Here is a 26,736-nt window from a genome sequence, read left to right on the forward strand (position 1 = left end):
CAGCACCGGCAGGTTCTGTGGTGTAGTCACGTGTTCGACCCTTCCAAAAGTTGAGCGATGTCCAGTCAACCCCGGGTCTTCCGTGTTTGTTCCACACCGCTGCCCACGTTCGCTCAGAGCGATCAGCGTTCGATGCGGCACTAGAATTCAGAGCGTGTTCGAAGTCGATGCGCGGCCGGTATCCGGACCTGTTCGCTGCGACGATCCGGACGGGCTGAGTATTGGTGAGACCGCACGTCTTACCGGGATCAGCGTGCACACCCTGCGCTACTACGAGCGCGCCGGCCTGGTCCTGACCCCCGTCGACCGCACCGCCAGCGGGCGGCGGCGCTACCACCAGCTCGACCTGGACTGGATCTACGTATGCACCAGGCTGCGCGCCACCGGAATGCCCATCCAGACCATCCGTCGCTATGCCGAACTCGTGGCCGCCGGAAGCGGCAACGAACCGGAACGCATCGCGCTGATGGAGGCGCATCGCGGCGAGGTGGTCGCCAAACTCGCCGAGATCCAAGAGAATCTCGCGCTCATCGACCGCAAGCTCGATATCTATCGAGGTCGAATCGCGATCGGCGACCGCGATTTCCCTGCACACCCGGGCTGATACCTCCGTCGGTAACGGCATAGGTGTTGTGGCGCTGACAACAGCGGGACCGCCCTCTTGTTGGGCGGATCGTGCCGGTGTTCGCTGAGCCGCTGCATCCGAGAGGAGCACGTGGGGGTTCGGACAGGACTGGAAGCAGGCGGGGGCGGTGCTCGCCGTTGTGGGGCACTGATGCTGCTGGATGCGGTGCAAGACCTCGGGCTCAGTCCCGCATTGACACCCCGTCGGAGCCAGTGAGAATGTTGGCAGCTAGATATCTCACCACCTGGGCGGCTTTAGGGGGATCCAACGATGACAACACTCACCTCCGGAGTGTTCATCGATTGGGAAGAGCTGACCGGCCTGTCCAAGTTCTCCGTCGATCTGATCACCTTTCCGATCTTCAGTGCGCTCGCCGGTTGGCTCACCAACTGGACCGGCGTGCTGATGCTGTTCTGGCCGGTCATTTTTCGCGGAATCCGGATTCCCGGCCTCCAGGTGTTGTATCCGTATTTTCCGCGCCGGGTCCAGGTACTGCCGACATTCTCCGGTGACGGCCGTCGGCTCGGATTCCAGGGATTCATACCGGCGCGCGCGGAGAAGATGGCGAGCATTTGCGTCGACAAGGCGCTGATGCGCATCGGCAGTCCGCGGGATTTCATCCACGAACTGGATCTGGAGAGTATTGCCGATTACATCGCGATACTCGCGAGCAAACAGGTGAAACCGCTCGTCGACGAGGTGATGTACCGGGAGAATCCGGACCTGTGGCGCGGGGTGCCGAAGGCGATGAAACAGGTCATCTATCAGCGGGTGGACCGGGAGTTGCCCGGATTGACCAGGCGCGCCTTCGAATCGCTCGGCGACAATGTCGACCAGCTCATCGATATCAAAACCTTCGTCATCCGGTATCTGCAGGAAAATCCGTACATCCTCAAGGATCTGACGACCACCATCGCCGCCCCCGAATTGCGGTTCATGGTGCGCATCGGCCTGCTCGGTGCGCCGTTCGGCCTGCTGCTCGCGCTGTATATGCATGTGCACCACACCATTCCGGTGATCGGCTGGGTGCCGGGTTGGGTGATCGTGCTACTGGCCGCGGCGGCGATCGGCGTGATCGTGAATGTCATCGCGGTCAAAATGGTCTTCGAACCAGGTGATCCCCAGCCGCGCTACAAGTATTTGTGGAAGCAGGCGCTGCTGGCCAAGCGGCAGCCGCAGGCGGCGACCGATCTCGCGCATATCCTCGCCTACCAGGTGCTGACGCTGCCGAATCTGTCCAAGGAACTGCTCGACGGTCCGAACGGCGATAAGACCAGGCAGCTGATCGAGCGGCTGGTCTCCGATGAGATCCATCGCCAACTCGGTCCAACCACCTCGATCGTGCGCGTCGCCTTCGGCCGCCGCCAGTTCGACAATCTCAAGGTCGGCGCCGCGGGCGCGGCGGTCGGGCTGGCTCCCAGCCTGGTGGAGGACGAGGCGTTCACCCTCGAGCAGGCCAAGAAGATCGACGAATTCGCGGCCCGCAAGCTCCAAGACCTCACTCCGGGGGAGTTCATGGAGATGTTCTACGCCTCGGTCGAACAGGATGCCTGGCTGCTGTATCTACACGGTGCGCTGCTCGGCCTCGTGGTCGGCGCCGCCCACCTGACGATTTTCGGCTGGTAACCGGCCCGGATCCGGTCAGCGGCGAGCCCACGTCAAATACAAGCACGCATGCTTGCATTTTTTTCGGCCCACTGCGATGCTGGACCGCGACGGTGTACGAAGCAGTGCGCCTGGACGGGACAGGGATCTGATGGCCGACCTAGACGCGCTCCTGCACGATTTCGCCGACGACTGCGCGGAACTGGAAAGAATCGTCGCCCCGCTGGCGGACTGGTCCGCGCCGACTCCGGCGCCCGGCTGGAGTATCGCCCATCAGATCGGCCATCTGGCCTGGACCGACGAGGTCGCCGCACTGGCCGCCACCGACCCGGACGGTTTCGCGAAGCTGGTCGAGGAGGCGGGCCCGAAGGCGTTCACCTTCGTCGACGAGGCCGCTGAGGAGGCCGCCACCGCACCCACCGCCGAACTGCTCGACCGATGGCGCCGCGGCCGTGCCGGTCTGATCGAGGCCCTGCGCGCGCTGCCGTCCGGCGCCAAACTGCCATGGTTCGGACCGCCGATGAGCCCGGCATCCATGGTCAGCGCACGCATGATGGAGACCTTCGCACACGGCCAGGACATCGCCGACGCACTCGGTTTGACCAGGACACCCACCGCCCGGCTGCGCACGGTCGCCCATATCGGCGTGCGAACCAGGAACTTCGCCTACACCGTGCGCGGTAAGACGGTGCCGACCGAGGAATTCCGCGTCGAACTCACCGCACCGGACGACAGCGTGTGGTCCTGGGGACCCGAGGATGCCGCACAGAAAGTGACCGGTCGGGCACTCGACTTCTGCCTGCTGGTGACGCAGCGACGGCACCGTGACGATCTCGCGCTTGCCGCGGTGGGTGCGGACGCCGCCGAATGGCTCACCATCGCACAGGCTTTCGCGGGACCGACGGGTGACGGGCGGTCGGCGGGCCAGTTCACCTGACCCGCCGCATCCGAACCACCGGGTCCGGCCGGAATTCTTAGGTGCGGGCGAGCGCCACACTTGGGTGCGCCGTTCGTGTCGGCCGGACGCCGTTGGCCGGGTGTCTCGATGTGGCAGTCGAGAATGACGCTCGCCAGCTAAGTGTATTTACCCGCTCGTCAGCTCGTAGAAACATTGCCGACGCCATTCGGCCCGAGTTCGGTATCGCGGGCGTCACCCGGCTTTGTGCTGCTGATCTCCCCCATGCGGTGCCACCTGCGGCCCTGTAACCTGGACAAGCGTACGGCTTTCAACGATGCGGGCCGCGCGGTGAGGGGATCAGGGGCGGACGGAAAGGAACGCATCGTGGCACATAAGCCTGCCCAGATCGCTCGGCATGCCGCCATCGTGCTCGCGGGCGCCGCCAGCCTCAGTCTCACCGTTACCGCGGGGGCATACATCGTCCATCAGATGGCCGACACCCAGCACGCCACCAACGACGTGGCCGCACCACCTGCGGTTCGGATTCCGGATGTCGACACCGACTACGGACCCGTGCTCTCCGATGCCATATTGACCGGTGGAACTCGCGGCCTGCCCGCACTATTCGGCCGCTTCCCCGCGGAATCCAGCGACGGCATTGTGAAAACCTCTCAGGTCCATACGGATTCGCCTGCCTCCGCCGGAATCAGCGGCAAACTGCGCCTCGGCACCGCGTATCTCGGCGCGCAGGTGGCACCGAGCCGCGCGAATTCCGTTGCCTTCACGGTGGATACCAATGCGCTGACGGCGCTGACGGATTTCCTGCTCACCGAACCGGTTCGGGACCGGCTCGGCATCCATGCCGATCCGGATGGCGTCACCCGGTTGCGCACCGAGGTCGATACGCACAACGGCGAAGTGATATTCACCTTCTCGGATCCGACCCTGGGTGAACACGGCCTGCGGCTCGATCGCAATCCCACGCCGAGCACCGAACCTGGTGCGACCGTAGAAGATTCGGCCACGTCGGGAACGGTCGACGCGACCCCGAATCCGGCCGTGACGACGGTGAACCACACCATCGCGGTCTAATCCGCCTACGCTGCGTCCCATGTACGACTTCTGTGTCATCGGGGGCGGGATCGTCGGAGTCGCGACGGCGCATCGGATTCTGCGACGTCATCCGGGTGCGAGCCTGGTGCTCGTCGACAAGGCCGACGCACTCGCGACCCATCAGACGGGACACAACAGCGGCGTCATCCATTCCGGCATCTACTACCCGCCGGACAGCCTGAAGGCGCGGCTGTGCCGAAAGGGCGCCGCGTGGACGAAGGAATTCGCCGCGGCACAGGGCATTCCGTTCGAGGTATGCGGAAAACTGCTGGTGGCCACCGATGCCGCCGAATACCGGCGGATGCTCGCGCTGCACGAACGCTCGGTCGCCAACGGGGTCGATGTCGAACTCATCGACACTGCCGAACTGACTCGCCGCGAACCGCATGTGAGCGGTGTCGGCGCATTGTTCGTGCCCGCGACCGGCATCATCGACTTCACCCGCGTCACCGACGCACTCGCCGAGGAGGTCCGGGCCGCGGGTGGCGAAATCGTGCTGAATGCCGAGGTCACCGCACTCACCGAAACCGCCGATGCGGTCACCGCGGCGGGTCCCGCGGGTTCCTGGACGGCGCGCACCCTGGTGGTCTGTGCGGGTCTGCAGGCCGACCGGATGGCCGAACTCGCCGGTCTGCAAACCGATTTCCGCATCGTGCCGTTCCGCGGCGAGTACTACCAACTGCCGCCCAGCCGATCCGGACTGGTGCGCACACTGATCTATCCGATTCCCGATCCGAATCTGCCCTTCCTCGGGGTACATCTGAGCCCGATGATCGATGGCACCCTGACCGTCGGCCCCAATGCGGTGCTCGGCCTGGCCAGGGAGGGCTACCGCAAGGGCAGCTTCGACGCCCGCGACGCCCGTGCCGTGCTCGGTTTTCCCGGCTTCCATCGGGTGGCCCGCGCGCATGTGCGCACCGGACTGCGCGAACTGCGCAACTCCATGTTCAAACGCGGCTATCTGGCCGAATGCCGAAGGTACTGCCCGGAACTCACGATCGCGGATCTGCGACCACGCGAGGCGGGCATCCGCGCGCAGGCGGTACTGCGCGACGGCACCCTGGTACACGACTTCCTGATCGAGCGCACACCCCGCTCGATTCACGTGCTCAACGCACCGTCACCGGCGGCGACCTCCGCCATGCCGATCGCCGAATATATCGTCGACCAACTGTGACCCCGCCGAGTTAGCTGGGTCGCGCGTTCCAGCAAACCAAGCGACCACCCGGTCATCAATGTGGTAAGCCCGCCAACCAAATTCCCGGCAACCGCTCGAATAAAGAGGAGAGCTGTAGTACTTTTAGCGGCAGCCAACAGGGAGGGGCCCTATGGGCCACATCAAGTACGCGAGCGACGTCGGAGCCCCGGTCGAGGTGGCCTTCACCTATACGGACAACCATCAGTTCGTCCCGGATTGGATGTTCGCGGTCGCCGCGTTCGAGCCGAAAGACGAGCTCGACCGGGGTCTCGGTGCGGTATTCACGACGCGGATCAGGCTGGGACTGTGGCGGCCGACCATCGAATGCGAGATCACCGAATACCGGCGCAATGTGGTGATCGGCTACACATTGCGCGGCCAGTTATCAGGCACTTTGACGCTGCGCTTCGACCCGCTCGGCTATGGACGCTCGGTGCTGACCTCGCAAGCGGAGTACGCTCCACCGAGTGGGCTGTTCGGTCGACTGTGCCTGCGCCTGGTGGATTCCGCCGTGCGCTCGGCACTGCGCCGCACCGAATCCCAGTTGCGAAGGGAGATAGAGGAATTCCACGGTACCGATCTTGTCGGTCGGATTGCGTAGGGTGCCATCCATGATCATCGTGAGCACCGACGGATCCTGCCTCCGCAATCCCGGCGGCGCCATCGGCTGGGCTTGGGTCAATCATCAGGGCGGTTCACGCAACGGGGGAGCCGCCACCGGAACCAATCAGGTCGCGGAGTTGCGCGCGCTTTTGGAGGCGGTACTCGCCCATCCCGGCGAGGAACCTCTGTTCATCGAGAGCGATTCGCTATACGCGATCAAATGCGCCTCGGAGTGGATCTTCGGCTGGCGGACCAACGGCTGGCGCACCGCCAGCGGCGGCGCGGTGAAGAACGTGGAACTCATCAAACAGATCGACCGGGCCATCGCCTCCCGGCCGGGACCGGTCCGGTTCCGTTGGGTGCGTGGACACGTCGGCAATTACTTCAACGAAATGGCCGATACCCTCGCGGGCGAGGCGGCCAGACAGGCCGCGGCCTCCGCGGCGGCGGGTGAGGTCCCGACCGCGGAACTCCCCGAACTGCAGCCGGTGCTCGAGGACTCCACCGACAAGACCACAAAATCCGCCCGGCCGCGGTCAGCGGGGAAGCCGGTCGCGCCAGCACCTCAGGCATTGACCCTGTTCTGAGTCCGCCGGGCGCGACCGGGCGCAAGACCGCCGGAAAGACCTCCGGGCGGGTGGTGCCATTCCCACCCGCCCGGAGGCGTTTTTCGTCAGTAGTTGATCCGATCAGTTGCCCATCTGCTTCAGGATGGGCAGATCGAACTTGTCGACGAGCCACTTGTCGCCGACCTTCTTCAGACCGGCCACCACCACGAGTTCCACCTTGCTCGGCGGCTTGTTCGCGGCGGCGATATTCACATTGGTGGTGGTCTGACCGATCACCACCAGCACATTCGCGTGCTCGGTATCGCCGGACTGGAAGCCACACTGCATGTCGTAGGTGGACGAGGTGGCCTTGGCGTCGATGACGACACCCTTGAGGTCCTGGCCGAGTTTGGCGAACTGATCCTTCCAGTCACCGGTCGACGCGGCATCCACCTTCTTCAGGTACTCGTCGATGGTCTGCGGATCGTAGGTGGAGATCAGCTTGCCGTATTCGCACGCCGCCGCGGTGGCCGCCTCGTGCGCGTCCAACTCATCGCCGCGATTGCTCGCCTGCCGATAGAAGACGATAACGGCGGTCACCGCTGCGACGAGCAGCACACCGGCGATAAATGCGGCGACGATGGGCACCAGCGCGCCCCGATCCTTGCCACCATTCTGAGTGACCGGCTGCGCCGTGCCCTTGGCCAGTGTGTCCGCCGCCTGCTTCGGCTCGGACTTCGGGGCAGCCGGGGTCGGCGCCGCTGCTACCGCATCACCCGACTTCCCGATCTCGACGGTCTTGTCCTCGGCGGGCACGTCGGCCTTGGCGTCCTCTTTCGGCGCATCCGAGTTCTCGTTCTCGGCGCCGACATCATCAGTGGACATCGATACAATCCTGCACTTTCCCGGCGCACCCGAGCGCACCGATATTGCCTTGTCGGTCCGCATCGGACGAACCGTTCGCACTCTGCGGGGAGTATTCCCGGCCCGGTATCGCACGCCCGGGCCGGGGTAACTCACCGTCGAATACGTACCGCTCGCTGTGTCAACTCGCCGCAGTGTTCGGTTCACCGCAGCGGCGGCGGGGTCATTTCATTCGGATCCGCGCCCGGCGGCATCTGCGCGCCATTGTCCGGCACATTCGGGCGCGGGGCATTCGCCGAACCGCGCACCTGCAGTCCGGGCGGCGGATTCTCGCAGTAGTTCCATTTGGGCAGCGAGCCGTCCTGGACCACCTCATTGCGAATCGGCGTGTGCTTGTACTGGCAGATCGGCCGAACCCAGATATCCGCGACAGCGTGGAACTCGTTGTCGTGCGCCGGCACTCCAGCCGCGGACAACCCGATGTTCAGTGAGGGGAACAGCGCCTGCAGCGCCGGAATCCGCAGCTGCGCGGCCCGCGTCATCGCCGCGAAGTTGGCCGCGAGACTGGTGATCGGATCGGCGGTCTTGTCCAGCACCGCACCGAGACTCCTCAGCTGTCCCGGCGCCTTCTCCAGCACCGCCTGCAGTTCACCGTTGGCATTGTTGAACTGGTCGAACAGCTGGCCCGAATTGCGGGTCAGCGTCGCGAGATCGGGCTGTGCCATCGAGGTGGTGTTCGCGATGGTGCGCAGGTTGGTGATCAGATTCTGGGTCTGTGGCAGCAGATTGTCGAAACCGGCCATGGCCAGGCTGATGCCGTTCACCATGCCGCGCAACTGATCCGGGCCGCCACTGAGCGCGGTGTCCAGGTTGGCAAGGATGACGCTGAACTTATCCGGATCGACCTGATCGATCAGCGCTCTGGAGTTGTCGAGCACCGACCAGATCGGGGTCGGGGTCTTGATCTTCTCCGCATCGAATTCGATGACCGCACCGTCCTTCAGGAACGGCGCCTGCTCGGAATTCGGCCGGAAGTCGATGTACTGCTCACCGGCACCGGAGAGCGCGCCCACCGATATCTTGGTGTCGGCCGGAATCTTGTACTTGCTGTCGATTTCGGCCTTCGCGGCGATGGATTGACCTCGATCGACCAACTCGATCGAGGTCACCTTGCCGATGCGATAACCCCGCAGGGTCACATCGTTGCCCGGCTGCAGACCACCGGAGCGGTCCAGGTTCACCGTGACGGCATAGGTCGACTTCAGTGGATTCACCCGCATGACGGTCACCAGCAGATAGCTGGCTCCGACGACGAACACCAGCACCAGGCCGATAGTGGACAGCAGCATCTTGCGCTGCATCAATTTGCCGAGCCAACTCATCGGTGACCCCCCTGCAGTCGTCCTTGAATCGCCTGCAGAACGGTGATCAGGCTGCCCGCGAAGTCGCTCAGATCGCGGCCGTCGAAGAACTTGCCCTGCGCCGGATCCGACAACAAGCTGAAGTTGTGGATATTGGTGACGGTGGCGTAGACAGCGAGGCTGTTACCGCGGAAGGACGCGTCGATCGGGCCACGTATTTCGCGCAGCGCATCCAATGCGGGACCGAAGTTCTGCTCGGTCTGCGACAGGGCGTTCATCAGCTTGTGCACATTGTCGAGTAGATCGCTCAGTTGGTCGCTGGAGGTGTTGGCATAGTCGCCGAGCGCCGCGCTGGTCACCGAAATCTTCTGCAGCAGATCACCGATGGCCCGGTTGTTCTCCGCGACGGCGCCGATCATCTGCGGCAACGTATCGGCGACCTGACCCAATTCCGCGTGCCTGCCCTCGATGGTATTGGCGAGCGAGCTGAACTGGGCGAGCACGCTGTCCACCCGGGCGCTGTTGTCGTTCAAACTGCCTACCACGCCGGTCATTTCATTGATCAGATGCGCTATCTGATCGCCGCGACCACCAACGATGGAATCCATCTCCGAGGTCAGCTTGGTCAGCGCGGCCACGCCACCGCCATTGAACAACATGGAAACCGAGATCAACAACTCCTCGACGGTGGCGCCCGCCGAGGTCTTATCTCGGCCGAGGGTCTCGCCGTCGTGCAGCATCGGAGACCCCGGAGCCGGTTCGGGCTTGGGCTTGGACACCGCGACGAACACGTCACCGAGCGGGGTGGCCTGGCGTAGTTCCGCGGTACTGCCGACCGGCAGTTCGATGTCCTTGCTGATCTTCAGATCGACAATGGCCTCGAAGTTCTTGGTCTTGATATTGGAGACCACACCGACATCGGAGCCACCGATCTTCACCTTCGCCTGATCCGGCAGGTTCAGCGCGTTCTCGAATTTCGCATGCAGGGTGTAGGTTTCACCGCTCGCGCCCGGTTTGGGCAGCGGCAGGCTCTCCACCGTGAGACCACAACCGGAGGTGATGGCGACCCCCGATGCCGCGGCCAGCGCGATCAGTGCGCGGCGGGCTTTCGATGTGAACCGGTCGCTCATTTGGTCATCCCCAGCAGTGCCGCCGTAACACCAAGGTCCGGACCGAGGTCCTCCAGTTTGCCGGTCCGGCAACCATCCGAGCGCATTTGAATCCGTTCACAGAACACGCTCAGCAGTTCGCCGTTGAGGAAGGTCGGCAGGTTGCCGTGCAGCCGGACGTAACCCAATTCCCGGTTCATCGACCGGTCCAGGTTCTGCATGAGCAGCGGCGCGATGTCGACGACCTCGGTGAGGCCGCGGGCGTTGGCACGCAACTGATCGGTCACCTTGGTCAGACCCGCCAGCGAACTGCCCAGCTGATCCTGGTACTGCACGAAGACCGAGCTCGTATTGGCCAGGAAGTCGTTGAGCTGCTGCAGCGTGGCCTGCAGGCCGGGGGCCTGATCGGCGAGCAGTCCGGTCATCTGCGTCATGCGATTGCTGAAATCGCGTACGGACTGGTCGTTTTCGGCCAACATCGTGGTCAGCTCGTTCAATTTGACAATGATGCTGGCAACCGCGTCCTTGTTGTCGACGCCGACCTTCAACGCGCCGGAGAGCGCGTTCAGGGTGTCACGCATCTTCTCGCCGTTGCCGTTCAACATCGGATAGAGCACCCGACCCGACAGCGGGCCGATGCCCTCGGGACCACCCGGTTTCGGCTCCAGCGCGGCGGCGAACTGATCGATGGTCTTGAGCATTGTGTCCAGCTCGACCGGCGTCTTGGTCTTCGCCTTCGGCAGATGCGCACCGTTGGACATGGCCTCACCCTGGGTATAGACAGGGGTGAGTTCGATGTGCCGGTCGGTCACGATGGACGGCGAAACGACCGCTGCCATCGCGTCCTTCGGGATCTTGACATCCTTGTCGATCGTCATGTGCACCTCGACCAGCGTGCCCTTGGGAATGATCTTGTCGATCTTGCCGACTTGCAGGCCGAGCACCGTGACCGGATTGCCCTCGAAGACACCCGCGATGTTCTCGAAGTCCGCGGTGATCGTCATCGTGTTGCCCAGCGCGCTGTCCACCGAACTCGGCACCAGCGAGCAACTACCGATAGCCAAGGCTGCGGCGCTGATCATCAGTGGTTTGGCCGCCCGGCGCAGGTTGATTCGCATCAGTCTCATCCCTTGCACCCCTCGATCATGTGGGCGAAGCACAACCAATTGTCGGGGAAGAGCCAGGGGAGGCCGACCTCACCATACGGACCGTTGCCGAACGCGTTGTTGAAAGTGCGCACCGACACCGGCATGATCTGCAACATCCGGTCGAGGTTGTCCTTGTTCTTCTGCAGGCCCTCCGCCATGGTGTTCAGCTGCTCGATGGTCGGGCCGAGCTGGTTGTTATTGGCCGCACCGATCTCCTGCAGCTGGCGGCTCAGCGTCGAGACATTGTCGAGCAGCTGGCGCAGCAGGCTCTGCCGTTCCATCACCCGGTTGGCGATGGCCTCGCCCTGGGTGATTACCAACAGCACGCTGTTGCGGTTGTCGCCGAGAATCCTGGTGACCCGGTCGAGATCCTTCAGCAGGCTGTCGACCTCCGCCTTGCGCGAATCCATCACCTTCGCCAGCGCGCCGACGCTGTCCAGCGCCTGCGCCGTCAGCGCGGGCGAATCGCCCAACTGCTTGTTGATCAGATCGAGCGAAGTGGCCAGCTGCTTGGTGTCGAGCGCCTCGAACTTCGGCGTGCCGTACTCGACCACATCGGCCAGGTTGTACGGAACCGAAGTGTTGGACAACGGGATTCGGCCGTTCTTCAATCCCGACCCGTCGCCCGGATCGAGATCGACGTAGCGCGCGCCGAGCAACGTGGCCATCTTGATCGAGGCCCTGGCATCCGGTCCGAGCTTCACATCGTCGTTCACGCTGAGAGTGAGCAGGATATGCCCGTTCTCCAGCTTCGCACCGGCCACATGTCCGCTCGGGACACCGGCCACATTGACCTTGTCGCCGACCTTGACCCCGGCGGTCTGCACGAACTCGGCCTTGACCGTCTTCTCACCGACGCCGATCAGCTTGTAAGCGCTCGAGCCGAGCAGCAGCACGATGATGAGGACGCCACCGATGACACCCAGCCAGAAGTAGCGGTTGCCGTTGAAGCTGTCCTTGATCTTGGTCATCATGGGCGGCACACCGCCGACTGTCCGTTGCCACCGATCTGTGGGAGCAGACCGCGGGGGAGCAGGATGCCGTATAGCGAGACGTCCAGCTTGCAGAAGTACGCATTCGCGTAGGCGCCGTCCTGGGTGAACTTGCCGAGGGCGGACAGCGCCGCGGGCAGGTCGATCGCGGCTTGGTCGAGTTTGGCGCCATTGGCGATCAGCATTGTCAGCGCCGCGCTCGTCGAATCCTGTGCGGTGGCCAGCTTCGGCTGGATCTTGCCCATCATGTCCACCAGTCCGCTGGTCGCGTCCGCGATCTGCACCGTGGACGATTGCAGCGACTGGCCCTGGTCGTACAGGCCGCCGATCAGTGCCCGGGTCTGGGTAACCAGGGTCTCCAATTCATCACCTCGCTTGGCCAACCCCGACATCACGCCGCTGAGGTTGGTGATCACATCGCTGAGAATCGCGTCTCGGCGCTGGAAATCCGTGGCCAGGGTGGCGGCCTGAGTGATGAACGCGCTCAACGAAACTCGGTCACCCTGCAATGCCTGGATGAAGGTCTCCGAGAGCCGGTTCACCTGCTCGGGCTGCAACACCTGGAACAGCGGCTGGAATCCGTTGAGCAGTCCGGACACATCGAAGGACGGTTCGGTGCGCTCGAGCGGAATGGTGGCCTTGTTCTTCAACGCCGCGGGGCTCGCCGCCTTGCCCGGGGCCAGCGCGACATAACGCTGGCCGATCAGGTTCTGGTAACGCACCAGCGCCTTGGTGTCGTCGTACACCGTCTGGTTGCGCTGCACGATGAAGGTCACATCGGCGACGGACTTCTTGGTCTTGGAATCCCGGGTGAGTTCGATCTTTTCGACCTTGCCGACCCGCACACCCGCCATCCGGACGTCATCGCCCTCGCGCAGGCCGAGCACATCGCTGAAGGTCGCGGTGTAGGTATTGGTATCACCCTCCACGACCCGCGCGAGCGTATTCCAGACGACGACGGTGACCAGGATCGAGACGATCGCGAAGAGGCCGAAGCCGATCAGCGGTTTACGGATGCTCATTCGACCGCACCTCGAACCTGCAGGGTGCCCCCGCGCATTGCCGAACCCAGCAGCAGATATTCGGCCGCCGTCGGCCGACGACCGAGCAGCGCCACGATCGCGGCATCTCCTTCGTACGAAATCGGACCGGCGCTTGCGGGCGCACTCGCCGGTTGGACTGGCACGGCCGGAGCCGCGGGCTGGTCGGCGGAGGGCTGCGCACCCGGCGCCGGCGGCGCGAGATTCGGGAACAGTCCCTCCAGCGGCGTACCCGCGAACGGGCTGGCCGGCTTCGGCTCGGCCGAGGTCGTCGCGAGCGGATCACCCGGCGAGGTGAGACCAGGGATCTCCGGGAAGCCCGCGGGCAGTGGCAGTTTCGCCAAGCCCTGCGCGGTTTCCAGCGAACGCGGCTTCATCGAGTCAGGCAGATAGCCAGGATCGGAGACTGCCGGTGCGGTGGCACAGCTCGGTCCGGCCAGATTTCCGTAGCGCGGGCAGTCGGCCTGTTCGTAGGGCCGGTACGGGGTGAGTGTCGCACCGGCATTCCAGACCATCTGCCGCTGCGGACCCCAGTGGAAGGTCGTATTCAACTTGCGCAGCGAGTTGTTCAGCGAGGCGATGGTGTCCGGAATCGAATTCGCATCCGAGGCAAGCGCGCCGAACATATCGCTGGTCCCCGCCGTGACCTGCTTACCGATATCACCGTTGCGGGCGAACAGGCCGTTGACCGTATCCACTGTGCCCGCCGTACCGCTGATCAGGGCGACCAGCTGGGACCGGTGATCGGCGATGGTCTGCGCGGTCTTCACCGAACTGCCGAGGACATCGAGCAATTCGGGCGCGGACTCATTGAGCGCATGAGCCGAGGCCGAGAAATCATCGAGCAGCACCCCGAGATCGGGGATGGACTCGTCCACCGAAGTCAGCCACTTGTCCAGCCGCTCGATGGTGGATCCCGGCATCCGGCCGCTGCCGTCCAGCGCCTGAGAGAGCGTACCGAGCACCCGGCCGAACTGGACCGGGTCGATTTTGGTGAGGACGGTCCGGACCTTGGTGAGGGTGTCCTGCAGCGCGATGGTGCCCTGGCTCTCGTCCTGCTTGATGATCGAGCCCTCGCGCAGGTACGTGTCCGCAGGACCGTTGAAGACCAATTCCACCGAGGTGACGGCGAACAGGTTGCTCGGCACCACCCGGGCGGTCACGTTCGCCGGGATGTCGCCGGCGAACTCCGGTTTGAGGTCGATCTTCACCTTCTGCCGCGCACCCTTGTCGACGACATCGACATGCTCGACCACACCGACCAGCACGCCGCGGAACTTCACGTCGGCCTCGCTGGGCAGTCCGTCACCGGTGTCGCCCACATCGGCGACCACATGCACCTTCGGCACGAAATAGCCTTGGTATCTCGCCATCAGGAAGCCGAGGATCAGCGCGAAGACGACGAGTCCGCATACGCCGGCGACCAACAGTTGTCGCATGGTGGGGCCACGCCCACTGGGATCGATGATCATCTCGTCCTACCCCGAGATCCGGATGCCGGGATTGACGCCCCAGATCGCCAATGTCATGAACAGGTCCGCGAAAACCACGATGATGATGCACATCTTGATGGCCCGACCGGCCGCGACACCCACGCCCTCCGGACCACCCGAGGCGAAAAAGCCGTAGTAGCACTGGATGAACGTGGTGATCGCGACGAACACCATCGCCTTGGCCAGTGAGTAGAGCACGTCTGTCGGTATCAGGAACTGATAGAAGTAGTGCGCGTAGGTACCGCTGGAGGTGTTGCCGATCAGCTGCACCGTGAGCGAGCAGGAAATGTAGGCCATGGCCAGGCCCAGGCAGTAGAGCGGAACGATGGCGATCATCGCCGCGAACATCCTGGTGCTCACCAGATACGGCAGCGGCCGGATCGCGATCGACTCGAGCGCGTCGATCTCCTCGGAGATCCGCATCGCGCCGAGCTGAGCGGTGAATCGACAGCCGGCCTGGGCGGCGAAGGCGAGTGCCGCGAGCAGCGGCCCCAACTCCCTGGTGGTCGCGAATGCGGAGATGGCGCCGGTGATCGGGCTCAGGCCGAGCAGATTCAGCGAGGTATAGCCCTGGATGCCGACCGTCATCCCGCCGAACGCGCTGAGGATGAGGATGACGCCGATGGTGCCGCCACCGACGACCAGGCTGCCGTTGCCCCAGGTGACATCCGAAAGCAGCCGCCAGACTTCCTTCGGATAGTGCCGCAGCGCCAACGGGATCGAGCCCACCGACCGCAGGAAGAAGAACACCTGGTGCCCCAGACGGGCAACCATATCCACCGGGACCTGCGCGGACTTCTTTATGTGCCGAAGTGGCCGCAGCAGCGGCGGTACATAGGTTGTTGACACCGGCTCAGACCACCTGTGGGGGGAGGAGAACGTTGTAGATCTGGGTGATGATCAAGTTCACGCCGAACAACATGATGGCGGAACTGACCACCGCGGAGTTCACCGAGTTGGCGACTCCGCCCGGACCGCCCCGGGTATTGAGCCCGGTATCACAGGCGATGATCGCAGCGAGCAACCCGAAGATCAACGATTTCACCAGTGCGACAAGCAGATCGATGGTGACGGCGAACGAGGAGAAGGTGCCGATATAGGAACCCGGAGTGCCGTTCTGCGCGAAAATATTGAAAATGTAGCCAGTCAAAAATCCGACGAATACGACAAAGCCGCACAGCAATACGCTGACCAGCATCGCCGCACCGAGCCGGGGCGCGACCAGACGACGCAGCGGATCCACCCCCATCACCCGCATCGCGTCGATCTCTTCGCGGATGGTGCGGGAACCGAGATCGGCGGTGATCGCCGAACCGACCGCACCCGCGATCATCAGCGAGGTGACCAGCGGCGCACCCTGCTGGATGATGCCGAGACCGTTCGCCGCGCCGATGAACGAGGTCGCACCGACCTGACTGGCGACCGCGCCGACCTGGATGGAAACGATCACGCCGATCGGGATGGCGACCAGCAGCGTCGGTGCCGCGGCGACACTGGACATGAACGCGCATTGGCGGATGAACTCACGATAAGGAAAGCGGCGGCGGAATATCGCGATGAACAACTCCGCGACCGCCGCGAACCCCATCGTGATCTGTCTGCCGAAGGTCTCCAAGGAGCGTTTCGGATGGTCTTCCCAGTAGGCCTTCGTCCAATCGACCGCGTCACTCATCCGTGACTGCGCTGGTGGACTCTTGGTCGACTGCACTGGCTAACCCCTCTCGACGCCGGTAACCAAACCCCGACGACTTGTTTGCTTGAGGCACCTTACTACGGAGTAGCCCAGAACACACCCACCGCCGTGTGATCGCAGTCATAGATTGGAGTCACTGTAGGGAAAACGCAATGAGCAGTGGCTCGACCTTTGGGACAGGTCCCAAAGTTAACGGTGATACTTCTAGAGCACGTACTGTTCCACCGGCTCCGATCAGCACCGCATATGGCCTGTTAGACTATTTTCGCGGATAATATTCATGCAAAATATGCGCGCGATTCGAATGGCTTCTACGGTACCGATCAACATACAACCGAAACACAATCGGTCACTTTGTGATGATTGCAGTAATAGACTTTCGCTATCGCGAGAAAATGAGACGCTGCATCCAAAATGTCGAAAAGTGCGGTTCTCGCCGACGCGTTCGTCATCGGGCAGCAGACCGTTTCGAGCGACCCGCAAGTGATCGCTACGGATAGAGGACGCGCCCGGAGCCGAATACTGACACGATGGGTGCGACAGATTGATATCGTGCGGACTTCCGACGTCTGGAGGGACATGTTCAGCAAACTCGCCAAGGTGGCCAACGCTGCCTTCGCCGTAGCTCTTGGTGCGGCACTGGTCGCGACGGGGGCCGGGACCGCGGAGGCCGCGGGGCCACCCGTCATCGGCGGTGGGTCGGGAATCATTATCGATAATCAGTTCGAATGCACTGTCACGACGGTCGGTTACGACGGCGGGGGCCGGTTGGTCGGCCTGACCGCGGGACACTGCGGCGACCCGGGCGCTCAGGTGTACGCCGAACTCGACCGCGGCGCAGGCGTGATCGGCCGGTTCGTCTACTCCAACCACGATCTCGACTACGCCATCATCCAATTCGATCCGGCCAAGATCACCCCGGTGAACCGGATCGGCAATGTCACCATCACCAACATCGGCGGCCCGGCCCAGTTCCCGATGATCGTCTGCAAGGAGGGCCGCACCACCGGCAATACCTGCGGCATCGCCTACGGTGACCTGTTCGGCACGAACATGGAGACCTGGTCGCAGATGTGTGTGGTGGAGGGCGATTCCGGGGCACCGGTCGTCGTCGGCACCACGCTGGTCGGGATGGTGAACGCGTATCTCGCCATCGCCTGCTTCGGACCCGAGGTCGGCACCAATATGAGCTCGATCATGGGCGATATCAATGCCCGTGGCAGCGTCGGGGCGGGCTTCAACCCGATCTAGCCAGGATCAGTCGAATGCCGAATGAGCGGGTCGAATGACCCGCTCATTCTGTTTTGTGCAGCGGCGCCAGCGCCGGACCCGCCACCCCGCACTGCGGCATGCAGTCGACGTTGTCCAGTGTCGCGGCGCGGCGCGGGGCGCGCAGTAGTACCGCCGCGATCAGCGCACCGGCCACCAGCAGGCCGACGCAGATCCACATCGCGACGCCGAAGCCGCGGTCGAATTCCACTGGGTCGCCGAGCGATCCGGAGATGCCTGCGAGCCCGGGCAGCGCGGCGACCGCGAGCAGCTGGGCGGTACGGGCCACGGCATTGTTCACCCCGGAGGCGATACCCGCCTCACTGGCGGGCACCGCGCCGAGTACCGCACCGGTGAGTGGCGCGACCAATATCGACAGGCCGAAACCGAAGACCAGCACGCCAGGGAGTACATCGGTCAGGTAGGTGGTGTCGGGTCCGATGCGCAGCAGAAATACCAGGCCGATCGCGGCGAGCAGCGGACCGACCGTCATCGGAATACGCGCACCGTGCACCTGCGCCCAACGACCCGCGGGCGCGGAAAGCACCAGCATGATCAATGTGACCGGAACGGTCGCCACCCCCGACATCAGTGGCGTGTATTTCGCCACCAGTTGCAGCTGCATGACCAGAAGGAAGAAGACACCGCCGAGCGCGGCGTAGACCGCGAGGGTGACCAGATTCGCGGCGGTGAAGACCCGACCGCCGGAAGCGACGGGCCCGGAGGAGGCAGCCTGCGTAACCACGGAGGGCCCCGCGCCCGGCGAAAATGTCCCAGCGAACAGCGAAGGCGGCACCAGCGGATGATCGCTGCGCATTTCGATCACCACGAAGACCGTGAGCAGCAGCAGACCGGCGACCACCAGCAGCGGCATCGCATCGATCAGACCGAAGGTCAACGCGCCGAGTGCCACCGCGACCACCACCGCACCCGGAACATCCTGTCGCGCCGAGGCATTCGGGTCGTGGCTCTCCGGCACATGCCGCAGCGTGACGAGTACGACGACCACCGCGAGCGGCACATTGATGAAGAAGATGGACTGCCAGCCGGCCAACTCGATCAGCCAGCCGCCGAGGAACGGACCGAGTGCACCCGCGACGCCACCGAAGCCGGACCACAGGCCGATCGCCGCACCCTGATCGCGTTGATCGATGGATGAGGAGATCAGCGCCAGGCTGCCGGGGGTGAGCATCGCACCCGCAACGCCCTGCAGGATACGGGCGACGACGAGCATCTCGATATTCACCGCGGCACCACAGAGCACCGAGGCCAGCGCGAAACCGATGACACCCCAGACGAACACCTTGCGGCGGCCGAGACGATCGCCGAGCGAGCCGCCGAGCAGGATGAACGAGGCCAGGGTCAGCGTGTAGCCGTTGAGCGTCCACTGCAGGCCCGCGACATCGGTGTCGAGGGATTCGCCGATGCGCGGCAGCGCGATATTGACGACGGTGGCATCCAGTGAGGCCACCGACGAACCGAGGATAGTGGCCAGCAGGATCCAGCGGCCGGTAGCCGAACCCAGCCGGGGTAACTCAGCACTCACGGACCAAACGTAGCCGCTACCGGCCTGTCTTCGTGGGCGTCAGAGATTTTGGACGCAGACCACGAAGCGCCGCGTCGGGTACTCGAAGCCGCTGCTGCTGCCGCAGACGCTGGCATCGTCGGCGCCCTGCTGGATATTGGTCACCTTCACGCCCTGGCTGACGCGTTCGGTGCAGTCGATGCGCTTGGGATCCTCGCCGCTGATATCCATGCAGCCACCGACCACCCAGTCGATATCCAGGCAGATCGCGCCCTGCTGCAGGCCGTTCAGAGTTTCGAAGTAGGCGGAGTCGCGGTCGGCTACACACTGCGAACTGGTCGCCGCCTTGCCGATGACCTTGTAGTTCGAGGCCCGGCTGCCACAGGAGGCCTTGGCGATGGTGGCGTTATCGGTGGTGCCGCCGAGCGTCACGCAGTCACCGACATTGGCCTGGAAATCGGTGCTGCCGCCCTTGGTCGCCGATGTGGTCGCCGTCGGCTTACCGGAGGACGGGCGGGCGCTGGTGGTGGGCCTGGCCCCTGAGGTTTTCGGCGTGTTGGTGGACGAGACCGCATCGATGGTCCCGTTTATGGCGGGCTGGGCATTGCCGCTGATTTTATTGCCGCAGCCCGCTAGCGAGAGCGCGGCGACGACGGAGACCGCGGCGATGGCCGCCGTCGCGAGGCGACCCGAGATCGGTTGACGAGACACTTACAGTCCTCCCGGCTGTAACGCTCCGAACTCATACCCCCGTCGGAATCCGAAGTGATCTAGCAAAGCGTGAAATACCACGCCATGCATACACCACCGAGCGCAGGTGCGTCGAGTCGGCAGCAACCGCATCGGAGAAGCGCAGTGCCGGCCCCAATGTTGGTTCGATCACTGTGGCACCGCGGCGGACCAGCGGAATCGGTGTCACAGCAACCGATCTGAGTATGGTGGGGTTTCCGGTGTGAGAGGAGTTCGTCCGTGAAGCTGATCAGCGCGATCACTTGCACCGCCGCAACGTTCGGCGCCGCGCTGATCCTCCCCGCAATGGCCTCGGCAACCGATGTGCACTGCGCTTCCGACGGCGGCACGGATGTCACCGTGATCGACGGAAGCACCGCATGCCGGGCCACGGCCGAATCCCTCGGCCGGGCACGGGCGGCCGGATACGACGGAGTCGGCTATGCCCGAGCCGGCCTGGGTGCCGCCGCGCTCGGCATCGGCGCGGCGGGCGGTGTCGGCGCCAGCGACGGAGTCGGTGGAATTCCGATCGCGCTCGGCTTCGGCGCCGATGCCGTCGCGCTGACCTCGATCGTCGCTCCGGCAACGGATTCCGAGACCGACCAACCGAGCCCGCCGACCCCGCTGTTCGCGGTATCGATCGCCTTCGACGGCTCGCGCGCACAGGTCGCGACCGCCGACAGCGCGGTGGTGTGCCTGGGCACGGCGGCCTTCGCGTGGAATTCGGCAACCGGTGCGACCTGTCTGACCACGCCTTTCGGTCGCTGGCAAACGCCACGATCCGAGTTAGGCTGAGAATTCGGCCCCAGCCAGCCAGCAGGAGGTGTGACCCATGGTTTCAGCCTTCCCCACACCGGACCGATGGCCAGCCGCGCCACTGGAGATGCTCGTCGATCCGAGATTCGTCCGCCTCGCGGATCATTTCTTCGGCATGTTCGCCCAGCCGACGCGCGGCGGCGGTGCGCTCGCGATCTATCTCGACGGTCGACCCGTCGTCGATATCTGGGCGGGCTGGGCGGCCAAGGATCGACGTTGGAACGGCGAGAATGTCGCGCTCACCTTTTCCACCGGCAAGGGCGTCGCCGCGACCGTGGTGCACCGGCTGGCCGAGCGCGGGCAGATCGAATACGAAGCCCCGGTCACCACCTACTGGCCGGAGTTCGGCGCACACGGCAAGGACGACATAACGGTGCGCGATGTGCTCTCACACCGCGCCGGACTGCACCGGGTGCGCGGCCTGGTCCCCGGCCGGGAGGGCATCCTCGACTACGACGCCGTGGTGACCGCGCTGGCCGAGAGCCCAGCCGACCCGCGGCGCATCCGCACATCGGGCTATCACGCGATCACCTTCGGCTGGCTGGTGGCCGAGATCGTGCAGCGCGTGACCGGTGATCCGTTCACCGATGTGGTGCGGCGCGAGATCGCGGAGCCACTCGGCTATGACGAATTCTGGTTCCGGGTACCGGAATCCGAGCGCTATCGGATCGCCAAGATCTTTCCGCATCTGAATCCACCCGGAATCCGTTGGAACACCGCGTCATCGGTGCTGTCCTGGGTGCGGCCGGTGCGCGGACTCGCCGAGGCGGGGATGCCGGAGAGCTTCGACGAACTCGTCCGCGATCCGCGCGTGCACGATGCGGTGATGCCGGGCTGGAACGGTGTCTTCTCGGCGCGCGCACTGGCCAGAATGTACGGGGCCCTCGCGAATAAGGGGCGGGTCGAGGCGTTGGATCCCGAACGCGGTGGTCACGCCATCGACGCGGTGCAGTTTCTGCGACCGGAGACGATCGCGATCATCAATGAGACGCAGCGGGCCGACAGCCGCGACTATGTGCTCGGGGTGCCGCTGAAATTCACCCTCGGCTATCACCGTCCGGTCGTGATGTCCAAGCAGCAGCCGCGAAAAGCCTTCGGCCACTACGGACTCGGCGGTTCGGGCGCCTATGCCGATCCGGAACTGGGCATGTCTATCGCTTTCGTCACCAACCGGCTCGGCAATGCGGTGACCGCGCTCGGGGACGCCCGGCTCGCGCGCTTGGCCGCCCTCGCCGAGCACACGGTGCGCAGGGGGCGCCCGAAGGGGGCGGTCGAACCGGGACCGGCGTGAGTTCGTAGCTATAGATATGGAGCACGCGGACGCATCCGGGGAAACGGCGCTGGACGCCGCGTCTTCGACGCCGCGAGCACCGAGAATGGTGGTTGCGCACGCACTGGCGGCGGGCATCGATTTCGAGCGGTACTTCCGTTGGCGGCGCGAACGCGAGGGCGATCCGTTCTACGTGCGGTTTCCCGGTTTCGGCGCGGCGCTGTTCACCGGCACGGCCGACGGTGCCCGCGAATTCTTCCGCGCGCCGACCGATCTGCTCGAACCGCCGCTACCGAATCCGATCGAACCGCTGGTCGGCTCCGCATCGCTCATCCTGGCCGCGGGCGAACGACATCGGCGCGATCGGGCATTGCTCGCACCCGCGTTCCACGGTGCGCGGATCCGCGCCTACGGCGAACTCATCCGCGAGTCCACCATCGCCGAAATATCCGGCAGCACAGGCGAATCTCGCCCGGCCTGGACACCGGGCACGCGCATCGACTCGCGGGCGGCAGCCAGGGCGATCACTTTGCGGGTGATTCTGGAGGCGGTATTCGGGGTGGACAGCCGCGAGCGCCGCGCCGAATACACCGCCGCGATCGCGGAATTCCTCACCGCCTACTCCGGACCGCTGATGCTGGTGCCCGCACTGCGCCGCGGGCTGTTCGGCCGGGCGCCGTGGGATCGGTTCGTCGCCGCGCGCGAGCGGCTCGACGAGCTGATCCTGACCGATATCGCGCGGCGCCGGGCCGTCGGCACGGGCGGCGCCGACATTCTCGGTCTACTGCTCGCCACCAGCTACGACGACGGCACCTCGATCACCGATGACGATCTGTGCGACCAACTGCGCACCCTGCTCGTCGCCGGACACGAGACCACCGCGACCGGTCTGGTGTGGGCGCTGTTCCATCTGCACCGAGAACCCGAGGCGTTGCAGCGCCTGCGCGCCGAACTGGACGCGGCCGGCCCCGACGCCTCCCCGCTCGAGCTGGCCGGGCTGCCGTTCCTGGACGCGGTGTGCCAGGAGACACTGCGGCTGCATCCCGCGGTGCCGATCGTGCTGCGCAGGCTGACCGCGCCGTTCGCATTGCGCGGTGTCGAGCTCGCGGCGGGCGACACCATGGGCATCGCGCTGCCGCTGCTGCATTCCGATCCCGCGGTGTGGACGGATCCTCAGCTCTTCCGGCCGGAGCGGTTCATCGAGCGCAAGTACCGGCCGTACGAGTTCGCACCCTTCGGCGGCGGGCATCGACGGTGTGTCGGGGCATCGCTGGCCGACTACGAACTGCGGCTCGTGCTCGCGACCATTCTCGGTCGACGGCGGCTGCGATTGCCACCGCGGTATGCGCGCGGGCGAGTGCCGCTGTCGGTACCGCACAACATCGCGACGGGTCCGCATCGGTCGATCCCATTCGATGTCGTTTCGTGATTTATCTCACGAAGGAGTTTGGCTCATTTGCGGCTCGAACGACTTGACGGCCGCCGTGAGCCATCGAGGCTCACCCGATCTGACCGGCCGATTTCACGAATGATCATGACCCCCAACGGCATATGTGGCGCTCGCCACACCATGTGATCAGCACGAATCAATACGAAACGCCACTGGCCACGGATGGCCATGGACGGTAGGAAGGACGCCAGGGTCGGGTGCGTCATATACCCGTGGGGTGCTTCGTGTGCCCCGCGCCGTTTTTCCGTGGGCGTTCGCACGGAATCCACGAAGTTCTTCGTGAAACCGCCCTGCGAGCTCCACACCGATGAGAGATCTCGCTGCGCCACGGCGTAGGCGAGAGATGGATTGGACGAGAAACTTATGCATGCCGCTTTGCACACCGGGACGTCGACTGCTCCTCGTCGGGGAGCGCTAGCCCGCCGACTCCGGCAGGGCATCCTATTGTCGGCGGCGATCGCCGCGGTCGGCATCACCGCCGTCGCGCCGGCTCAGGCCGATCCGGCATTGCCGGGTGTCGGCACCGGCTCCTCTACCTCGACCGCTACCGATCCGGGTGCCACGGCGAACTTCGCGCCGCCGAGTATCAGCCCCGGTGACGGCGAGACCGTCGGCGTCGCGCAGCCGGTCATCATCAACTTCAAGGATCCGGTGACCGACCACGCCACCGCCGAGCAGGCCATCAGGATCACCTCCTCGAATCCGGCGCCGGGCCACTTCTACTGGTTCGGCGACAAGCAGGTGCGCTGGCGGCCGAACGAGTTCTGGCCGGCCAATACCGATGTGACCGTCGAGGCGGGCGGCACCCGCACCGCATACCGCATCGGTGACGCCTTCATCACCACCGCCGACGACGACACCCACACCATCACGATCACTCGCAACGGCGAGGAGATCATGACGATGCCGACCTCGATGGGTAAGACCAAGCACGAGACCCCGAACGGCACCTACTTCGTCGGCGAGCAGCTGCGCAAGATGACCATGGATTCGTCCACCTACGGTGTGCCGACCACCGATCCCGAGGGCTACAAGGTCGAGGTCGAGTACGCCACCCGGATCTCCAACAGCGGCATCTTCGTGCACGCGGCCCCGTGGTCGGTTGCGCAGCAAGGTGTTTCGAATGCCAGCCACGGCTGCCTGAACGTCAGCACCGAGAACGCCAAGTGGTTCTTCGAGAACGCCAAGAAGGGCGACCCGGTCATCGTTCAGAACACCAAGGGCGGGACCCTGAACGCTCGCGACGGCTACGGCGACTGGAACGAGTGAAGTAGCTGAACCCGACGTCCGAGCTCGGCCCAGGCACGATCGCCTGGGCCGAGTTCGTTTTGTTCAACTGATGGTGTTCGGGAATTCCCGGACGACGGACCAGTTGCCAGTTAATCTCCCGAGTGGCGCAACGCTCCGAACTGATTGCGGGAGAACATGGGTAGCTCGTCGGGTACACCCAGCAAGAAGTTCAGCGTATCGGCGTTCGGCGTTAACCGATCGTTTGCTACGCACCGTAAAGCTTCGGCCGTGCGAACCAGGCCGGAGCGAGTACTGCCGCAACCGCGCGGGCGTGGCCTGCGCAATCGGCCGTGGCAGGACTATGCGCTGTTCCTGGTGTTGCTCGGGCCGAATCTGGTGCTGCTGACGCTGTTCGTCTACCGCCCGCTGGCCGACAATATCCGGCTCTCGTTCACCGACTTCAATATCTCCGACAACTTCGTGACCTACATCGGGTTCGCGAACTACCGGGAGTGGTGGGGCCGCGACGACTCCTGGCAGATCGTCACCAATACGGTGGTGTTCACCCTGGCCGCGGTGGTCGGCAGCATGGTGCTCGGCCTGGCGCTGGCCCTATTGCTGGACCGTAAGCTGTTCGGCCGCAATGTGGTTCGCTCGGCCATCTTCGCGCCGTTCGTCATCTCCGGCGCGGCCATCGGCGTGGCCTTCCAGTTCATCTTCGATCCCAGCTTCGGTCTGGTCCAGGATGTACTGCATCGCGTCGGCGTCGACAAGGTGCCGGACTTCTACCAGGACCCGCACTGGGCGCTGTTCATGGTGACGGTCACCTATATCTGGAAGAACCTCGGCTACACCTTCGTCATCTACCTGGCCGCGCTGCAGGGCACCCGCGCCGATCTCATGGAGGCGGCCGAGATGGACGGCGCGAGCCGCTGGACCACGTTCACCAAGGTGCTGCTGCCACAACTGCGCCCGACCACCTTCTTCCTGTCCATCACGGTGCTGCTGAACTCGCTGCAGGTCTTCGACATCATCAATGTGATGACGCGCGGCGGGCCGCTCGGCACCGGCACCACGACCATGGTCTACCAGGTCTACGAAGAGTCCTTCCGCAACTTCCGGGCCGGCTACGGCGCGACGGTCGCCACCATCATGTTCCTCGTGCTGCTGGTAGTCACGCTGGTCCAGGTGCGCATCATGGATCGGGGCGAGCAGTGAAACACGCGCGGCCGGAGCGACAGGCGCGGAGGAGGCAGCATGCGTAACCACGTAGCGACCCGCGCAGGCCGCCATGGAAACAGCGTAGAGACTCTTTCGTATCGCCGCAGACAGCGGGCGGTGACGGTGCTCGGATACGCCGCGATGGTATGTGTGCTGATCATCGTCGGCGTTCCACTGTTCTGGATCTTCATCACCTCGTTCAAGGCGCGTCCGGATATCTACACCCAGCCCGCGGTGTACTGGCCGCACAGTTGGCATCCGGCGAACTACGAGGACGCCACCACGACGTTGCCGTTCTGGACCTTCCTGCGCAATTCGCTGATCATCACCGGGATCATCGCGCTGGTGAAATTCGTGCTCGGTGTGTTCAGCGCGTACGGCCTGGTGTTCCTGCGGTTTCCGGGCAAGACCCTGGTGTTCCTGGTGATCATCGCGGCGCTGATGGTGCCCAACCAGATCACGGTGATCTCCAACTACGCGCTGATCGCCCAGTTGGGTTGGCGAAATACCTTCCAGGGCATCATCATTCCGCTCTGCGGGGTGGCCTTCGGCACCTTCCTGATGCGCAATCACTTCCTCTCACTGCCCTCGGAGGTCATCGAGGCGGCCCGGATGGACGGCGCCAACTGGTGGCGCCTGCTCACCCGGGTGGTGCTGCCGATGTCCGGACCGACAATGGTGGCCTTCGCGGTGGTCACGCTGGTCAACGAGTGGAACGAATACCTCTGGCCGTTCCTGATGGCCGACGACACCAGGGTCGCCACACTGCCGGTCGGCCTGACCCTGCTGCAGAACACCGAGAATCCGAGCGTCACCAACTGGGGACCGGTGATGGCGGGGACGCTGCTGACCATGCTGCCGATCCTCATCGTCTTCCTGCTGCTACAGCGCCACATGATCAAGGGCCTCACCTCCGGTGCGGTCAAGGGTTGAGCC

The 26,736-nt window shown here is 64.4% G+C and carries 25 protein-coding genes; 14 read left to right on the forward strand and 11 right to left on the reverse strand.

What is annotated here, in order from left to right:
* Positions 1 to 154 precede the first annotated feature (154 nt).
* The 7 genes from ACQPZ2_RS43730 to ACQPZ2_RS43760 all read left to right on the forward strand — a co-directional run bounded on the left by ACQPZ2_RS43730 (position 155) and on the right by ACQPZ2_RS43760 (position 6,629).
* The gene (locus tag ACQPZ2_RS43730) at positions 155 to 604 is read left to right on the forward strand and encodes a MerR family transcriptional regulator (RefSeq protein ID WP_433523667.1); all 450 of its coding nucleotides are present in this window, start codon (positions 155 to 157) and stop codon (positions 602 to 604) included.
* Between the two features lie 291 nt (positions 605 to 895).
* Positions 896 to 2,251, forward strand: a complete 1,356-nt coding sequence (locus ACQPZ2_RS43735) for a hypothetical protein (RefSeq protein ID WP_433523668.1) — start codon at positions 896 to 898, stop codon at positions 2,249 to 2,251.
* Between the two features lie 130 nt (positions 2,252 to 2,381).
* Positions 2,382 to 3,167 carry a TIGR03084 family metal-binding protein gene (locus ACQPZ2_RS43740; RefSeq protein ID WP_433523669.1) on the forward strand — a complete coding sequence of 262 codons (786 nt, stop codon included), beginning with the start codon at positions 2,382 to 2,384 and terminating at the stop codon, positions 3,165 to 3,167.
* Between the two features lie 345 nt (positions 3,168 to 3,512).
* Complete coding sequence (locus ACQPZ2_RS43745; protein WP_433523670.1) at positions 3,513 to 4,220, forward strand: hypothetical protein; 708 nt, start codon at positions 3,513 to 3,515, stop codon at positions 4,218 to 4,220.
* Positions 4,221 to 4,239: 19 nt separating this feature from the next.
* Positions 4,240 to 5,418 (forward strand): L-2-hydroxyglutarate oxidase, encoded by a 1,179-nt coding sequence (gene lhgO / locus ACQPZ2_RS43750; RefSeq protein ID WP_433523671.1) that lies wholly within the window; start codon positions 4,240 to 4,242, stop codon positions 5,416 to 5,418.
* 151 nt (positions 5,419 to 5,569) lie between these two features.
* Positions 5,570 to 6,040, forward strand: coding sequence for an SRPBCC family protein (locus ACQPZ2_RS43755; protein ID WP_433523672.1), 471 nt, complete (start codon positions 5,570 to 5,572; stop codon positions 6,038 to 6,040).
* Between the two features lie 10 nt (positions 6,041 to 6,050).
* Positions 6,051 to 6,629, forward strand: coding sequence for a ribonuclease H family protein (locus ACQPZ2_RS43760; protein ID WP_433523673.1), 579 nt, complete (start codon positions 6,051 to 6,053; stop codon positions 6,627 to 6,629).
* Positions 6,630 to 6,731: 102 nt separating this feature from the next.
* Here ACQPZ2_RS43760 and ACQPZ2_RS43765 read toward each other — a convergent pair whose 3' ends face one another.
* The 9 genes from ACQPZ2_RS43765 to ACQPZ2_RS43805 all read right to left on the reverse strand — a co-directional run bounded on the left by ACQPZ2_RS43765 (position 6,732) and on the right by ACQPZ2_RS43805 (position 16,269).
* The gene (locus ACQPZ2_RS43765; protein ID WP_433523674.1) at positions 6,732 to 7,475 is read right to left on the reverse strand and encodes a hypothetical protein; all 744 of its coding nucleotides are present in this window, start codon (positions 7,473 to 7,475) and stop codon (positions 6,732 to 6,734) included.
* Between the two features lie 182 nt (positions 7,476 to 7,657).
* On the reverse strand, positions 7,658 to 8,836 hold the full coding sequence (locus ACQPZ2_RS43770; RefSeq protein WP_433523675.1) for an MlaD family protein: 1,179 nt from the start codon (positions 8,834 to 8,836) through the stop codon (positions 7,658 to 7,660).
* Positions 8,833 to 9,945 (reverse strand): MCE family protein, encoded by a 1,113-nt coding sequence (locus tag ACQPZ2_RS43775; protein WP_433523676.1) that lies wholly within the window; start codon positions 9,943 to 9,945, stop codon positions 8,833 to 8,835. Before ACQPZ2_RS43775 ends, ACQPZ2_RS43770 begins: the two co-directional genes overlap by 4 nt.
* Positions 9,942 to 11,051, reverse strand: a complete 1,110-nt coding sequence (locus ACQPZ2_RS43780) for an MlaD family protein (RefSeq protein WP_433523677.1) — start codon at positions 11,049 to 11,051, stop codon at positions 9,942 to 9,944. The genes ACQPZ2_RS43775 and ACQPZ2_RS43780 overlap by 4 nt, the downstream gene beginning before the upstream one ends.
* Positions 11,048 to 12,043 carry an MCE family protein gene (locus ACQPZ2_RS43785; protein ID WP_063042480.1) on the reverse strand — a complete coding sequence of 332 codons (996 nt, stop codon included), beginning with the start codon at positions 12,041 to 12,043 and terminating at the stop codon, positions 11,048 to 11,050. The genes ACQPZ2_RS43780 and ACQPZ2_RS43785 overlap by 4 nt, the downstream gene beginning before the upstream one ends.
* The gene (locus tag ACQPZ2_RS43790) at positions 12,043 to 13,086 is read right to left on the reverse strand and encodes an MCE family protein (RefSeq protein WP_433523678.1); all 1,044 of its coding nucleotides are present in this window, start codon (positions 13,084 to 13,086) and stop codon (positions 12,043 to 12,045) included. Before ACQPZ2_RS43790 ends, ACQPZ2_RS43785 begins: the two co-directional genes overlap by 1 nt.
* Positions 13,083 to 14,576 (reverse strand): MCE family protein, encoded by a 1,494-nt coding sequence (locus ACQPZ2_RS43795; protein WP_433523679.1) that lies wholly within the window; start codon positions 14,574 to 14,576, stop codon positions 13,083 to 13,085. Before ACQPZ2_RS43795 ends, ACQPZ2_RS43790 begins: the two co-directional genes overlap by 4 nt.
* Before the next feature lie 6 nt (positions 14,577 to 14,582).
* The gene (locus tag ACQPZ2_RS43800; RefSeq protein WP_433523680.1) at positions 14,583 to 15,446 is read right to left on the reverse strand and encodes an ABC transporter permease; all 864 of its coding nucleotides are present in this window, start codon (positions 15,444 to 15,446) and stop codon (positions 14,583 to 14,585) included.
* Between the two features lie 4 nt (positions 15,447 to 15,450).
* On the reverse strand, positions 15,451 to 16,269 hold the full coding sequence (locus ACQPZ2_RS43805; RefSeq protein WP_174566228.1) for an MlaE family ABC transporter permease: 819 nt from the start codon (positions 16,267 to 16,269) through the stop codon (positions 15,451 to 15,453).
* A 600-nt stretch (positions 16,270 to 16,869) separates the two neighbouring features.
* Between ACQPZ2_RS43805 and ACQPZ2_RS43810 the strand changes: the two genes are divergently transcribed.
* A complete protein-coding gene (locus ACQPZ2_RS43810) occupies positions 16,870 to 17,541 on the forward strand; it encodes a S1 family peptidase (RefSeq protein WP_433523681.1) in 672 nt (223 codons plus the stop codon).
* A 43-nt stretch (positions 17,542 to 17,584) separates the two neighbouring features.
* Here ACQPZ2_RS43810 and ACQPZ2_RS43815 read toward each other — a convergent pair whose 3' ends face one another.
* Positions 17,585 to 19,105 carry an MFS transporter gene (locus ACQPZ2_RS43815; RefSeq protein WP_433523682.1) on the reverse strand — a complete coding sequence of 507 codons (1,521 nt, stop codon included), beginning with the start codon at positions 19,103 to 19,105 and terminating at the stop codon, positions 17,585 to 17,587.
* Between the two features lie 39 nt (positions 19,106 to 19,144).
* Positions 19,145 to 19,780, reverse strand: coding sequence for an LppU family putative lipoprotein (lppU, locus tag ACQPZ2_RS43820; RefSeq protein ID WP_433527696.1), 636 nt, complete (start codon positions 19,778 to 19,780; stop codon positions 19,145 to 19,147).
* A gap of 273 nt (positions 19,781 to 20,053) precedes the next feature.
* On the opposite strand from lppU, the gene ACQPZ2_RS43825 reads away from it, so the two are divergent.
* The 6 genes from ACQPZ2_RS43825 to ACQPZ2_RS43850 all read left to right on the forward strand — a co-directional run bounded on the left by ACQPZ2_RS43825 (position 20,054) and on the right by ACQPZ2_RS43850 (position 26,733).
* Positions 20,054 to 20,608, forward strand: coding sequence for a DUF6764 family protein (locus ACQPZ2_RS43825; protein ID WP_433523683.1), 555 nt, complete (start codon positions 20,054 to 20,056; stop codon positions 20,606 to 20,608).
* 37 nt (positions 20,609 to 20,645) lie between these two features.
* A complete protein-coding gene (locus ACQPZ2_RS43830) occupies positions 20,646 to 21,920 on the forward strand; it encodes a serine hydrolase domain-containing protein (RefSeq protein WP_433523684.1) in 1,275 nt (424 codons plus the stop codon).
* Between the two features lie 16 nt (positions 21,921 to 21,936).
* Positions 21,937 to 23,328 (forward strand): cytochrome P450, encoded by a 1,392-nt coding sequence (locus ACQPZ2_RS43835; RefSeq protein ID WP_433523685.1) that lies wholly within the window; start codon positions 21,937 to 21,939, stop codon positions 23,326 to 23,328.
* A 384-nt stretch (positions 23,329 to 23,712) separates the two neighbouring features.
* Positions 23,713 to 24,618, forward strand: a complete 906-nt coding sequence (locus ACQPZ2_RS43840) for a L,D-transpeptidase (protein WP_433523686.1) — start codon at positions 23,713 to 23,715, stop codon at positions 24,616 to 24,618.
* Between the two features lie 249 nt (positions 24,619 to 24,867).
* Positions 24,868 to 25,797, forward strand: coding sequence for a carbohydrate ABC transporter permease (locus ACQPZ2_RS43845; protein WP_433523687.1), 930 nt, complete (start codon positions 24,868 to 24,870; stop codon positions 25,795 to 25,797).
* 39 nt (positions 25,798 to 25,836) lie between these two features.
* Entirely contained in the window at positions 25,837 to 26,733 is an 897-nt protein-coding gene (locus ACQPZ2_RS43850; protein ID WP_433523688.1) for a carbohydrate ABC transporter permease, read from the forward strand.
* Positions 26,734 to 26,736 lie beyond the last annotated feature (3 nt).

Origin of the sequence: Nocardia pseudovaccinii (assembly GCF_050942345.1) — a bacterium.
Taxonomy (GTDB): Bacteria; Actinomycetota; Actinomycetes; order Mycobacteriales; family Mycobacteriaceae; genus Nocardia; species Nocardia pseudovaccinii.